General features: G+C 68.0%; 11 protein-coding genes. 7 read left to right on the top strand and 4 right to left on the bottom strand.

The genetic code is table 11. The features are described 5' to 3' along the window. Positions 1-268: 268 nt before the first annotated feature. Positions 269-934: a DUF2459 domain-containing protein gene (locus HLH21_RS05220; protein WP_182941999.1), complete on the bottom strand. Its 666-nt coding sequence runs from the start codon at positions 932-934 to the stop codon at positions 269-271. Between the two features lie 41 nt (positions 935-975). Continuing rightward, entirely contained in the window at positions 976-1,992 is a 1,017-nt protein-coding gene (locus tag HLH21_RS05215) for a zinc-binding alcohol dehydrogenase family protein (protein ID WP_182941997.1), read from the bottom strand. A 100-nt stretch (positions 1,993-2,092) separates the two neighbouring features. Between HLH21_RS05215 and HLH21_RS05210 the strand changes: the two genes are divergently transcribed. From HLH21_RS05210 to HLH21_RS05190, 5 genes are all read left to right on the top strand, one after another. Continuing rightward, positions 2,093-2,467: a winged helix-turn-helix transcriptional regulator gene (locus HLH21_RS05210; protein WP_182941995.1), complete on the top strand. Its 375-nt coding sequence runs from the start codon at positions 2,093-2,095 to the stop codon at positions 2,465-2,467. A 44-nt stretch (positions 2,468-2,511) separates the two neighbouring features. Next, the gene (locus HLH21_RS05205) at positions 2,512-3,495 is read left to right on the top strand and encodes a LacI family DNA-binding transcriptional regulator (protein ID WP_264811829.1); all 984 of its coding nucleotides are present in this window, start codon (positions 2,512-2,514) and stop codon (positions 3,493-3,495) included. Positions 3,496-3,584: 89 nt separating this feature from the next. Then, positions 3,585-4,445: a shikimate dehydrogenase gene (aroE, locus tag HLH21_RS05200; protein WP_182941993.1), complete on the top strand. Its 861-nt coding sequence runs from the start codon at positions 3,585-3,587 to the stop codon at positions 4,443-4,445. A 181-nt stretch (positions 4,446-4,626) separates the two neighbouring features. Then, the gene (locus tag HLH21_RS05195) at positions 4,627-5,853 is read left to right on the top strand and encodes an ATP-grasp domain-containing protein (protein ID WP_220789687.1); all 1,227 of its coding nucleotides are present in this window, start codon (positions 4,627-4,629) and stop codon (positions 5,851-5,853) included. Between the two features lie 87 nt (positions 5,854-5,940). After that, on the top strand, positions 5,941-6,918 hold the full coding sequence (locus HLH21_RS05190) for an aldo/keto reductase (RefSeq protein WP_182941989.1): 978 nt from the start codon (positions 5,941-5,943) through the stop codon (positions 6,916-6,918). A gap of 163 nt (positions 6,919-7,081) precedes the next feature. Here HLH21_RS05190 and HLH21_RS05185 read toward each other — a convergent pair whose 3' ends face one another. Continuing rightward, positions 7,082-9,280, bottom strand: coding sequence for a beta-N-acetylhexosaminidase (locus tag HLH21_RS05185; RefSeq protein WP_246379253.1), 2,199 nt, complete (start codon positions 9,278-9,280; stop codon positions 7,082-7,084). A 141-nt stretch (positions 9,281-9,421) separates the two neighbouring features. Between HLH21_RS05185 and gluP the strand changes: the two genes are divergently transcribed. Then, positions 9,422-10,711: a glucose/galactose MFS transporter gene (gluP, locus tag HLH21_RS05180; RefSeq protein WP_182941987.1), complete on the top strand. Its 1,290-nt coding sequence runs from the start codon at positions 9,422-9,424 to the stop codon at positions 10,709-10,711. A 12-nt stretch (positions 10,712-10,723) separates the two neighbouring features. Here gluP and HLH21_RS05175 read toward each other — a convergent pair whose 3' ends face one another. Continuing rightward, a complete protein-coding gene (locus tag HLH21_RS05175; RefSeq protein ID WP_182941985.1) occupies positions 10,724-11,836 on the bottom strand; it encodes an N-acetylglucosamine-6-phosphate deacetylase in 1,113 nt (370 codons plus the stop codon). A gap of 118 nt (positions 11,837-11,954) precedes the next feature. On the opposite strand from HLH21_RS05175, the gene nagB reads away from it, so the two are divergent. Then, positions 11,955-12,746, top strand: a complete 792-nt coding sequence (gene nagB / locus HLH21_RS05170) for a glucosamine-6-phosphate deaminase (RefSeq protein ID WP_182941983.1) — start codon at positions 11,955-11,957, stop codon at positions 12,744-12,746. Positions 12,747-12,749 lie beyond the last annotated feature (3 nt).

Genomic DNA, 12,749 nt, shown 5'->3' with positions numbered 1-12,749 from the left:
TGTCACCGACCCGTCCCCTTCCTGATTTTTCCGGGGTGGCCACCCCGGAAAAATCAGTCCTTTGTCGCACGCAGCGACACGGAATGCATAAGACAAGCCTGTTTGAAAATGTGGGCTGGCGAGCGAGAGCGGAACGCAGTGAAGCGCCCGGCGTGTGTTTTTGAGCACCGAAGCGGAGCGGCCTTATCGGCCGTGAGCATCGGAGCGCAGAAAATGCGCGTCGGATCGCCGCCAGCGCGCATTTTCAAACAGGCTCTGAGCCTGCGGGTTACGGGAGAACGGGCGCGGCGGACGCCGGACACATCCTGCGTTCGGCACGCGCGCCGCGCGCCATGACCTGCCCGGCGAACACCACTCCCTGCGCCGAAATCGGCACCTGTGCCGCCCGTAGCGCCTCGGCGACCCAGCCGTTGCAGGTATGCATCAGCGTGTAGGTGCTGCGCGCGGCATAGAACAGGCTGGCAGGATGACGGCGGGCGGCGACCAGCCGGGGCCCGTCAGGGCGAACGACCAGATCGTCCCAGATGAAGGCGGACAGCCGGCGCGCGCCCTCGTCCGAGATCGGAAAGACAATGGTCTTGTCCGCACCGTAGGCCTCGGGCGGTGTCGTGGACAGGCCGATCGTCTGGATGACGGCGGGGCCGGGAAATGGCCCGATCAGATATTCCCGCACGCTGGACGCCGGCGCGGTGAAGAACGTCTTCTTGCCATAGCTGAACAGGATGGTCCTGGCCCCGGGGAACACCGCGCGATAGACGCCCAGCGGCCCGTCCAGCGCCTGCACCGGGATGCCGATTTCCGTATGCCACCCCCGATCGACCAGGTACACCGGTATCGCCCCGGCCGGCCAGGACGCGCACTGTGGGGGTGGGGCGACGGGGGCGCACGCATCCAGAAGAACGAGAAAAAGACCTGCCAGAACGACGAATTTCATATGTGGCCCGTCCTCCGCCGATCCGCCGCTCCGCCGGTCCGTCAGGCAAAGCCTTCCAGCACGATCTTGCCGCGCGCCCTGCCGCTTTCGATCAGCGCATGCGCCCGGCGCAGATTGGCGGCGGTGATCGGGCCGGCCCGTTCCGACAGGGTGGTCCGCAGGACGCCGGCATCCACCAGCCGCGCGACCTCATCCAGAATGTCGCCCTGGGCCGACATGTCCGCAGTCTGGAACGTCGAACGGGTGAACATCAATTCCCAATGCACCGAAAGGCTCTTGCCTTTGAACGGCAGGATGTCGAGCGCCGGCGGATCGTCGATCAGGCCCATATGGCCCTGCGGCGCCAGCAGTTCCACGATATCCGCCAGGTGCCGGTCGGTCCGGGTGGTGGAAAAGACAAATCCCGGCGCCCCGGTCGGCAGCGCCGCGACCTGCGGCGCCAGCGGATGCGTGTGATCTATGACCTGGTGCGCGCCCAGTCCGGCGACCCATGATGCCGTTTCCGGCCGCGACGCGGTGGCGATCACCGCAAGGTCGGTCAACCCGCGCACCAGCTGGATGGCCATGGACCCCACGCCCCCTGCCCCGCCGACGACCAGGATCGCGGGGGTCGCCCCCGGCACGGGCCTGCGGATATCCAGGCGGTCGAACAGCATTTCCCACGCCGTCAGCGCCGTCAGCGGCAGGGCGGCCGCCTGCGCCCAGTCCAGCGAACGCGGCTTGCGGCCGACGATCCGCTCGTCCACCGCATGGAATTCGGCATTCGTGCCCTGCCGCCCCAGTGCCCCGGCATAGAAGACGTCGTCCCCCACCGCGAAGCGCGTCACCTCCGGCCCGACCGCGACGACCACCCCGGCCGCATCCCAGCCCAGCACCTTCCACGCCCCGGCCGCCGGTTCGGCGCGCAGGCGCACCTTGGTGTCGACCGGATTGACCGACACCGCGCGGACCGCGACGAGAATGTCATGGCCCGAAATTTCGGGCCGGGGCAGTTCGATATCGACCAGGGCGTCATCGGCCGTGATCGGGAGGGATTTCTGATAGCCGACGGCACGCATGGCAGGGCTCTCCTTCTTGTCCTGCATCCAGATGCACCCCTATGCTTTGCCGGCGCAAGAACGCACATGCCGCACCCATAGTATCGGAAATGATACCGCCATGCCCCGCACCCGCCACGTCCGCCTCGACTGCTCGCCCGGCTGCGCGGTCGAGGCCGCGCTGCAATTCATCGACGGCAAATGGAAGGGCGTGATCCTGTTCCATCTGTTCGAACGCACCATGCGCTTCAGCGAACTGCGCCGCCGCCTGGCCAATGTCACGCAACGCATGCTGACCACGCAGTTGCGTGAACTGGAACGTGACGGGCTGGTCCTCCGCACGATCCATCCCGAAATTCCGCCTCGGGTGGAATACAGCCTGACCGACCGGGGACGCACGCTGCATCCGGTCATCATGGCCCTCAAGGACTGGGGGGACATGTACGCCCGCCCGGCGACCATCCCTCCCGCCACCGCCCCCTCGGCGGCGGCCTGACTCCGGCAGGAGGCCCAATCATCCGCCCGGTATCGTCCACCGACGTGGCCAGGCTGGCCGGCGTCTCGCAATCCGCCGTGTCGCGCACCTTCTCGCCCGACGGCAGCGTGTCCGCCCGCACGCGCGAAAAGGTGCTGGCGGCGGCCGCGACACTGGGCTACCGCCCCAATCGCATTCCCGCCATCATGCTGTCCGGCCGGTCGCACATGGTCGGGGTGATCGTCGGCGGGCTGGACAACCCGTTCTACGCCACGGTCCTGGACCGGTTCGCCGTCGCCCTGCGCGGTATCGGCCTGCATGTGCTGCTGGTCCAGGTCGCGGATTCCCTGGCGCTGGACGCGGCGCTGGACCAGCTTGCGGGCTATCGGGTCGATGCCGCCGTCACGGCGCTGGCGGTCGGCACGCGGCGGGCCGCCGACGCGCTGTCCGCCCTGCGGATTCCCATCGTCTGTTTCAATTCCCGCCTGACGTCATCCTGGATTTCCACCGTGCGCTCGGACAACCGGGCGGCGGGGCGGGATGCCGCCGACCTGCTGGCCGATCGCGGCGTCCGGCGGCCCGCCTGGATGGCCGGCCCCCGCGCCAACGCGGCGTCGCAGGAACGCGGCCGGGGCTTCGTGGAACGGCTGGCGACCCATGGCCTGGCTCCCGCCGCGACGATGCAGGGCGCCGACACCTATCAGGGCGGATATGACGCCATCCGCCGCCTGCTGTCGGTGTCCCCGCCGCCGGACGGGCTGTTCTGCGGCAACGACCTGATGGCCTGCGGGGCGATCGATGCCCTGCGCCAGGCGGGCGGCCTGTCCGTCCCCGGCGACGTGCTGGTGATGGGGTATGACGATATCCCGCAGGCGGCGTGGCACAGCTACGACCTGACGTCGTTCGACCAGCAGGTGGACCGGATGGTGGCGGCCGCGCTGGACCTGCTGGCCACGGCCCTGGCCGGGCCGCCGGGGCCGGCGGGTGGACGCACGCTGAACGTTCCCGCGCGGCTGGTCGAACGCGGCAGTACGCGCCATGGCGGGTGACATTCCTGCATAGCTATGCAATCCTGCCGGCCGACCGGAGACGACGAGATTTTCCGCGCCGTCTCCCGCGTTTTCAGGAGACCTTCATCATGTCGTCCCAAACGTTCCTCGCCGCGCTGACAGGGTCCTTCTCCACCCCCTGCGCCGACAACCCGACCGTCGCGATGATCGAGGCCGCCTATCGGCATCACGACATGAACGCCCGCTATATCAATTGCGACGTGAAGGCCGACGGACTGGCCGACGCCATCCGGGGCGCCGTGGCCATGGGGTGGGCCGGCTTCAACTGTTCCATCCCGCACAAGATCGCGGTGCTGGCGCATCTGGATACGCTGGCCGAGTCCGCCGCGATCATCGGGGCGGTCAATTGCGTGGTCATCCGCGACGGCAAGCTGACCGGCGAAAACACCGACGGCAAGGGCTTCCTGGACTCCCTCTCGGGCGTGACCGACCCGAAGGGCAAGGATTTCTGCCTGCTGGGCGCAGGCGGCGCGGCACGCGCGATCGCCGTGGAACTGGCCCTGGCAGGCGCGCGCCGCCTGACGATCGTCAACCGCGACGCCGCGCGCGGCCGGGACATCGCGGCGCTTATCAACGACAGGACAGCCGCCGAGGCCATGTTCCTGCCCTGGACCGAACGGTTCGCGATTCCACGGGATGTCGACGTGCTGATTAATGCGACATCCGTCGGGCTTGGCGACGCCCAGGCCATGCCCGACATCGACCCGGACAGCCTGCGCCACGGGATGATCGTCGCCGACGTCATCCCCAACCCGCCGCGCACGGCGCTGCTGCGCGCGGCCGAGGCGCGGGGCTGCACCACGCTCGACGGGCTGGGCATGCTGGTGAACCAGGGCGTCATCAGCGTCAGGCTGTGGTTCGGGCAGGATGTGGACGCCACGATCATGGCCCGCCAGCTTCAGGACATCTTCGGCGTCGCCAGGGCGTAATACCCCTCCGCGTCGTGAAGGGCGCTTCAGCGGTCATAAAATCTCGGGTTCCCCAAGGGCTCGGGCAACACCCCACCTGTCCCGCCAACTCCGCCCGGCCGGTTTCATAACGACGCCAGGCGCGGCTATAGTGCGGCCGGACAGGCGGGGGCGCGCCGCGCCTATGCAAAGGATCTCGATTTTGGCTCTCAGGCTTCGTTCCGACCTCCAGATTTGCGACAGGATTGGCATCGCCCCTCTCGTTCGCGCGGCGATGCAGGGTCGCGATATCTCGTCGATTCACGAGACTCTGAAGGCGCGGCGCAACGAACCGGGGGCTGCCATGGATCTGGCTGTGATCGAACAGATATCCGGGAATCGCGCCCTAGGATTGCAGATCCAGGACGAGGCGCTCGCGCAGTGCCAATGTTATCGCATATCAGGCGCGCCGGCACATCCGCGGATGCGGGTTCTGGCACTTGCGGCGCCCCTTGATATCGGCGGCAATACGCCGATCGAATTTCTCGTTTCTGGTTCCGATATCGAACTGATCGTATTGTATGTCCTGCCGGGACGACCCGTCGAAGACCTGATCCCGGACCACGACATCGCCATCGTTACGATTTCCGACGACGAGCAAACGGCGGAATGCCTCGCGCAACTCGGATCGCTCGCCGGCCGCTGGCCGCGCCCCTTCCTCAATCTTCCCGACAGGATCCGGCAAACGGATCGCGACCGCCTCTATTTACTGCTTCAGGACGTGAAGGGCTTGCATATCAATCCGACGGAGCGTGTCTCCCGGGCGGAACTTCTGGCGCTTGGCAGCGGATCGTCGCCATCGGATGCCATGCCGTTTCCCCTGATTGCCCGGCCGGTCGGCTCGCATGCGGGGAAAGGGCTGGAACGGCTGACGCAGGCCCGTGATGTCGAGGCCTATATGGAAAATCAGGACGGTGCGGAATTCTTCCTGTCGCCGTTTACGGATTACAGCAACACTGACGGACTGTTTCGCAAATATCGGATCGTCTTCGTCAACGGGCGGGCGTTCGCGTGCCACATGGCCATCTCGGATCAATGGGCGATCTGGTATCTCAACGCCGACATGCATGCCTCGGCCGAAAAGCGCGTCGAGGAAGAGCGTTTCATGACGCATTTCGATACGGAATTCGGCCTCCGCCATCAGGAAGCCCTGACCGAACTCGCACGCCGTCTGGCCCTCGATTACTTCGTCATGGACTGCGCGGAAACACAGGATGGCAAGCTGCTGGTATTTGAAGCCGGCGTTTCGATGATCGTGCACGACATGGATCCCGTCGAACTGTTCCCTTACAAACTGCCGCAAATGCGAAAACTCTTTTCCGCCTTCACGGATATGCTCGACCGGCATGTCGCCGACGGCGTCCGGCAGGGGGCGCCTGACAGGGTATGATTGACAGGGATGGGATCGTTCTGCTGGCCTTCCGCCAGCTATCCATCCGCCACCGGGCCGACACGCCCGAAGCAAGGGACCGCCGCCATGGAGTATGCAAGACTGGGCCGTAGCGGCCTTCAGCTTCCCCGCCTCTGCCTGGGCTGCATGACCTACGGCATCCCGGATCGCGGCACCCATTCCTGGACCCTGGACGAGGCGGCCAGCCGCCCCCTGATCCGCCAGGCGCTGGAAGCCGGGATCACTTTCCTCGATACCGCCAACAGCTATTCCGACGGCACGTCCGAGGAAATCGTCGGCCGGGCCATTCGCGATTTTGCCCGGCGCGACGAGATCGTGCTGGCGACGAAGGTGTTTTTCCCCATGCGGAACGGCCCGAACGGCTCCGGCCTGTCGCGCCGCGCCATCCTGGGCGAGATCGACAACAGCCTGCGCCGCCTGGGCACCGATTACGTGGATTTGTACCAGATCCACCGCTGGGACCCTCACACGCCCATCGAGGAAACGATGGAAGCCCTGCACGATGTCGTGAAGGCCGGCAAGGCGCGCTATATCGGTGCGTCCTCGATGTACGCCTGGCAGTTCGCCAAGGCCATCTATACCGCACGGCTGAACGGATGGACCGAATTCGTGTCCATGCAGAACCATCTGAACCTGCTGAACCGCGAGGAAGAGCGTGAAATGCTGCCCTTCTGCCGCGACCAGGGGATCGGAATCCTGCCCTGGAGCCCGCTGGCGCGCGGCCTGCTGGCGCGGGACTGGCGCGACAGCACCATCCGGCAGGAAAGCGACAAGGTCACGCGCGCCCTCTATACCGCCACCCTCCAGGCCGACCGGGCGACGATCGACGCGGTCGGCCGCGTCGCGCAGGCCCGTGGCGTGCCGCGCGCGCAGGTCGCCCTCGCCTGGCTGCTGCAACAGCCCGGCGTCACCGCGCCGATCGTCGGCGCGTCGAAACCCGGCCACCTGGACGACGCGCTGGCCGCCCTCTCCCTGACCCTGGACGATGCCGAGATCGCGGCGCTGGAGGCCCCCTACATCCCGCATCCCGTCGTAGGATTCTGAACACGACCTCCCGCCCCACCGTCCGGCCGGCGGCGATCGCGGACCTGCCTGCCATCACCGCGATCTATGGCTGGCACGTCCAACACGGCACCGCATCGTTCGAGACCGAGCCCCCCGATCTGGCCGACATGACGCGGCGACACGACGCCGCCGTCACGGGGCCTCAGTCCAGCCCCGCCAGGGTCCGGACGCCCGGCGTGATGTCCTGCAACAGATCCGCCGGTGGCTGGGCCACCGTGTGGCTGACGACCATGTTGGCCGACGCCGCCACCGCCTGATCCTGCCGGGCCAGCAGGGCGCCGGTCACGGCCCGCCAGTCCTTGCCGTTCCGTCCCGCCAGGGCGTCCAGACCGGCCTGCGCCAGGGCCTTCAGCTCCTGCGAGGCCGGGCGGGCGTCCTCCAGGATCGGACGCCCCGCCGACACCGCCTGGAACGCCGCGTCATTGTCGCGCCAGCGGGTCAGCATGGCCTCCAGCACCGGACGCACCGAACGGTCGCCGGCCACGTAACGGCGCGCCAGGTCGTTGAACCGCTCGGCCCCGGCACTGTCGGGCGCGGCGATGTCGCTGGGGGTGTTCATCTGCTGCACGACCGGCCCGTTCGGTCCGTGGGAGACAGGATGATTATGGCCGTAATGCCGGATCGGGCTGGTCGCATCGGCCAGGGTCAGCACCGGCCCTGCGTTGCCGGGCGACAGCCGCGCCGCCATGCGATAGCGATTGGCCTGGGCCTGCAACCCCGTCACGCACAATTCGTCCTGCACAACCGCCAGCCGGCGATACATGTCGGGCACGTCGCGCACCGACGCCGGCGACCAGAACCGCTCGGCAATGGCGGCGGACCGGGGCCACAGCCGGGCGTCCAGCATCTCGTCGGTCACGACCTCGGTCCACAGCGGGGCCTCGCCGCCCATCACCAGCCTGTCCTGGGCCGGGCTCATCGTCGCCGACGGGTCCAGCTTCAGGGCGTCGACCATGGCGCCCAGTTTCGGGCGCAGCTTTTCCGCCAGCTCGGGCGTCAGCCCGTTGGCCTGCGGGTCCAGCGGATCGACCAGATAATGTTCCGACGCGGGTTGCAGCAGGTCGAGGTAATAGCCCGCCGACACCACCACCGGATGTCCCGCCCGCGTGGCCGACGCGATGAATTTCGACCCGCGCCAGGCCTCGATGACGACATTGCCGGGGATCGCCGCCTCGGTGATCTCGTCCCACCCCATCATGATCTTGCCTTGATCGTGAAGGATCTTCTGGATCCGCGCGGTAAATGCCGCCTGCAATTGCTGCGGCGTGGCGAAACCGTTCTGCCGCATGAACGCGGCGATCGCGGCATTCTTCGTCCATTGCGTGGCCGAGACCTCGTCGCCGCCGGCATGAAAATAGGGATCGGGGAACAGATGCCCCATTTCGCCATACAGCCGGCGCAGGAAACGATAGCTGCCTTCCAGCGTCGGGTCGATCGCCGCCACATTGACCTGATGGCGGTCGCCGGGCGCCGGCGGCTGCGACGCCAGGTCGGGATAGGCCAGCAGCAGCGCGAACGCATGGCCCGGCGTATCGAATTCCGGCACGATGCGGATCCCCCGGTCCGCCGCATAGGCGACCAGGTCGCGGATCTGCTCCTGCGTGTAGTACTGGCCATGGGACGCCACCGTCGTCAGCCGGGGAAAGACGCGGCTTTCGACACGGAATCCCTGGCCGTCGCTCAGATGCAGGTGCAGCACATCCAGCTTCACCAGTTCCATGGCGTCGATCTGGCGTTTCAGGGTCTCGATCGTCATGAAATGCCGCGCGACGTCGATCATGACACCCCGCCAGGCGAAGCGCGGCGCATCGTCGATCCGCGCGAAGGCGATCGCGGGGGACTGCGGGCCGGCCCGCACCAGTTGCAGCAGGGTGGCAAGCCCATGCAGCACGCCGGCCGGCCCGTCGGCCGCAAGGTCGATCCCGTGCACGTCGACCGTCAGCCTGTACCCCTCGCGCGCGGCGACGCTCAGGTAAGCCGGGTCGGCGCCGACATGGATATGCAGTTGCGTCGCCGCCGGCGCGTCGGCGGCCGGCGCCGGAATGCCGCCAAGCGCCGCCAGGCGCGCCCTGAACCGCCCGACCGCCCGTTCCAGCATTGGCGTCCGCGCGCCCTCCCAGGTCACCGACACACCCTCCGGAATGGACAGGCTACCGGCGTCGAACCGGACGGACGCGGGATACGGCATCAGCGCCGGCGCCGCCCGGGCCACGCCGGCGGCCGAGAGCAGGGCCACCAGTGCGACGCCCGCGCCCCACATGGCACGGCCCCGCCGCGCATGGTTGCGGCCCCGCATCGGCGCCCGCTTCGGGCGGTGCGTGCGAACGTCGTTTCCTGTCATCGGCCTCTCCCTACCTCCCCTGTCTTTATAGGGATTGTTCGGAAGCACAAACGGTCCCCGTTTCAGAAGTGGAGAGACTTTTCCCGGCAGGAGAGGCACACTCCCTGGCAGCCCACGCAGAACCGAAAGACCGACCACCCCATGCCCGCCCGATTCCAAAGCCCCGCCGGCCCGTATGGCTGGCTGCCCATCGTCATGCTGGGCGGCCTGTTCTTCATGATCGGTTTCGTCACCTGGCTGAACGGGCCGCTGATCTCGTTCGTGCAGGTCGCGTTCGACATCAGCGACGTCAGCGCCTTCCTGGTCCCGCTGGTGTTCTACCTGTCCTATTTCCTGTTCCCGGTCCCGGCCTCGTTCATCACCGCGCGGACGGGGCTGAAGAAGGGGCTGGCGCTGGCGCTGGTGGTCATGGCGGCGGGCGCGGTCCTGTTCGGCCAGTTCATCAGCCTGCGCTGGTACCCCGGCGCGCTGGGGGGCCTGGTGGTGCTGGGCGCGGGGCTGTCGCTGTTGCAGATCACGGTCAATCCGTATGTCAGCATCCTCGGCCCGATCGAAAGCGCGGCCCAGCGCATTGCAATCATGGGCGTGTGCAACAAGTTCGCCGGCATCGTCGCGCCGATCGCCCTGGCCCTGCTGGTCATGCGCGACATCGGCGGGGTCGCGAACCGGATCCGCGCCACGACCGACCCCGTCGCGCGCGACCGGATCCTGGACGGCTTCACCCATGCCGTCTACCTGCCCTATCTGGGCATGGCGCTGATCCTGCTGCTGGCGGCGGCGTGGGTGCGGCGCTCGTCCCTGCCCGACATTGCGCTGGACGCGCCCGCCCGTGCCGAAACGACCACCGCCGCGCCGCGCGGGCGCCTGCTGTTCGGCGTGCTGGGCATGTTCCTGTATGTGGGGGTCGAGGTCATGGCGGGCGACGCCATCGGCACCTATGGCCGAGGCTTCGGCCTGCCGCTGGATACGACCAAATTCTTCACCTCGCTGACGCTGGCAGCCATGATGCTCGGCTATGTCGGCGGCCTGCTGTGCGTGCCCCGCCTGCTGTCGCAGGAACGCTGCCTGGTCGCGTCCGCGGCGACCGGCATCCTGCTGACGGTGTGCGCGTTCCTCAGCACCGGCTATGCCTCCGTCGCCTGCGTGGCGTTGCTGGGGCTGGCCAACGCCATGATTATGCCCACCCTGTTTCCGATTTCCATCCGGGACATGGGCAGCGCCACGGGGCGGGCATCGGCCTATCTGGTCATGGCGTTCTCGGGCGGGGCCGTCCTGCCGCAGATCTTCGTGGCCCTGAAGCAGGGCCACGATTTCCAGGCCGTCTTCGCCGGAATCATGATTCCGGCCTATCTCTATATCCTGCTGTTCGGGCTGCATGTCCTGAAAGGCCGCGCCACGCGGCAGGCCACGGCCCCGCTGGTGCCGCAATAACGCCCCGCCGCGCTACCGCCGGCGCACGCCCTCCACCCAGACTTCCTCGATTTCGAACGCCGCGTTCATCACCACGAAATCCGCCCGCAGGCCGGGCCGCAGGGCCCCGCGATCGTCCAGGCCCAGATAGCGGGCGGCATTCCCGCTGACCAGGGCCGCCGCCTCGGTGACCGGCGTCCCCGCCCGCACGGCGTTACGCAGGGCGACGTCCAGGGTCAGGACGCTGCCGGCCAGCACGCCGTCGGGCAGCCGTGCGACCCCATCGCGGATCATCACGTCCTGTCCGCCCAGTTGGCTGGGTCCGTCGCCCAGGCCGGCGCCGCGCATCGCGTCGGTGACGAACAGCAGGCGCTCGCCCATCACCCGGTGCGCCAGCCTGAAACTGCCGGGATGGACGTGATGCGTGTCGAAAATCAGTTCGGCATAGCCTGCGTCGCTGCAGAACAGCGCCGCCGCCGGTCCGGGCCGGCGGCCCTCGATCCCGCCCATGGCGTTGAACAGATGGGTCGCGCCGGCCGTGCCGCCCGCGCTGCAGATCCGGCAGATCGCCTGTTCGGTCTGCTCGAAGCCGGCGGTGGTATGGCCGATGCTGACGCGCACGCCCGCCGCGGCAAACGATTCGATGGCCGTGTCGGCATGGTCCAGTTCGGGCGCCAGGGTCACCACCCGCACGATCCCGACCTCCAGCGCCGCGCGCACATGCGCGGGGTCCGGCGCGATGGCGAAGGGCGGCTGCGCGCCCAGGCGATGCGGGCTGACGAACGGCCCTTCCAGATGGGCGCCGTGAACGGCCGGCCCGACCCCGTCCGCAAACCCATCCCGCCGCACCTCCGCCACCGCCCGCAGCGCGTCCATGACGTCCGGCCAGGGGCGCGTGATGGTGGTGGGCAGGATCGTGGTGGTCCCGTGCGCCATATGAAAGCGCGACAGGCGGCGGATCGCCGCCACGCCATCCATCGTATCGGCGCCGTCGCCGCCATGCACATGGGCGTCGATGAAGCCGGGCAGGATGTAGCGCCCGGACGCCTCGCCCTTCTCGTCGATCGACCGGATCACCCCGTCGAACGACAGGGTGCCGGCCACCACCCGGTCCGGCAGGACAAGCCGCCCCTGAAGATCGGTCATGGTCGGTTCTCCTCCGTGGCGGTTGCGGCCAGGTTCATCTGCCGCAGGTGGTGTGTCCAGTCCATGGAAAGACCTATTATCCATTCGGCACGGCGAAACGGTCCGGGGACAGACGCGCATGAAACTGGTGGTACGAAATGACGATCGGGCGGTGGCGGCCCTGACGGCGCGCCTGATCGCCGACCTGCTCAAGGCCCGGCCCGACTGCGTGCTGGGGCTGGCCACCGGCCGCACGATGGAGCGGGTCTACGACGCGCTGGTCGAAATCAGCCGCGCGGAGGCCCTCGACTTCTCGGGCTGCCGCACGTTCAACCTCGACGAATATATCGGCCTGCCGCCCGGCAGCGCCCATTCGTACCGCACCTACATGAACGACCGTCTGTTTTCGCGCATCAACATCCCCATCGGCAACACGATGCTGCCGGATGGATCAGCCACCGACCTGGCGGCCGAGGCCGCCCGGTACGAGGACGCCATCCGCCGGGCGGGCGGCATCGACCTGCAACTGGTCGGCATCGGCGAAACCGGGCATATCGGCTTCAACGAACCCCTGTCGCCCTTCACCTCGCGCACCCGCGACATCACGCTGGCCCCCGGCACACGGCGGCAGAACGCCGCTCTGTTCGACGACGACATCGACGCCGTCCCCCGGCGGGCGTTGACCATGGGCGTCGGCACCATCCTGGAAGCCCGGCGGGTCGTGCTGGTCGCCACGGGGTCGGCCAAGGCCGACATCCTGGCGCAGGCGGTGGAAGGGCCGGTCACCCCGATGGTCAGCGCGACCGCCCTGCACTTCCACCCGGACAGCCTGGCCATCATCGACGAGGACGCGGCCCGGCACCTGAAACATCGCGATTATTACGACAGCGTCTTCGCGACCGACCCCGAATTCGCGCCCTTCCGCGCCTGACGC

Origin of the sequence: Gluconacetobacter johannae, from assembly GCF_014174305.1 — a bacterium.
Classification (GTDB): Bacteria; Pseudomonadota; Alphaproteobacteria; order Acetobacterales; family Acetobacteraceae; genus Gluconacetobacter; species Gluconacetobacter johannae.
Note: the sequence above shows the minus strand (reverse complement) of the source record. Positions and strands in the feature narration are given on the sequence as shown.

Bases quoted from the DNA above. Each gene is read 5' to 3' on its own strand.
- HLH21_RS05220 (WP_182941999.1), bottom strand. From the start codon at position 934: ATGAAATTCGTCGTTCTGGCAGGTCTTTTTCTCGTTCTTCTGGATGCG.
- HLH21_RS05215 (WP_182941997.1), bottom strand. From the start codon at position 1,992: ATGCGTGCCGTCGGCTATCAGAAATCCCTCCCGATCACGGCCGATGAC.
- HLH21_RS05210 (WP_182941995.1), top strand. From the start codon at position 2,093: ATGCCCCGCACCCGCCACGTCCGCCTCGACTGCTCGCCCGGCTGCGCG.
- aroE (WP_182941993.1), top strand. From the start codon at position 3,585: ATGTCGTCCCAAACGTTCCTCGCCGCGCTGACAGGGTCCTTCTCCACC.
- HLH21_RS05190 (WP_182941989.1), top strand. From the start codon at position 5,941: ATGGAGTATGCAAGACTGGGCCGTAGCGGCCTTCAGCTTCCCCGCCTC.
- HLH21_RS05185 (WP_246379253.1), bottom strand. From the start codon at position 9,280: ATGACAGGAAACGACGTTCGCACGCACCGCCCGAAGCGGGCGCCGATG.
- gluP (WP_182941987.1), top strand. From the start codon at position 9,422: ATGCCCGCCCGATTCCAAAGCCCCGCCGGCCCGTATGGCTGGCTGCCC.
- HLH21_RS05175 (WP_182941985.1), bottom strand. From the start codon at position 11,836: ATGACCGATCTTCAGGGGCGGCTTGTCCTGCCGGACCGGGTGGTGGCC.
- nagB (WP_182941983.1), top strand. From the start codon at position 11,955: ATGAAACTGGTGGTACGAAATGACGATCGGGCGGTGGCGGCCCTGACG.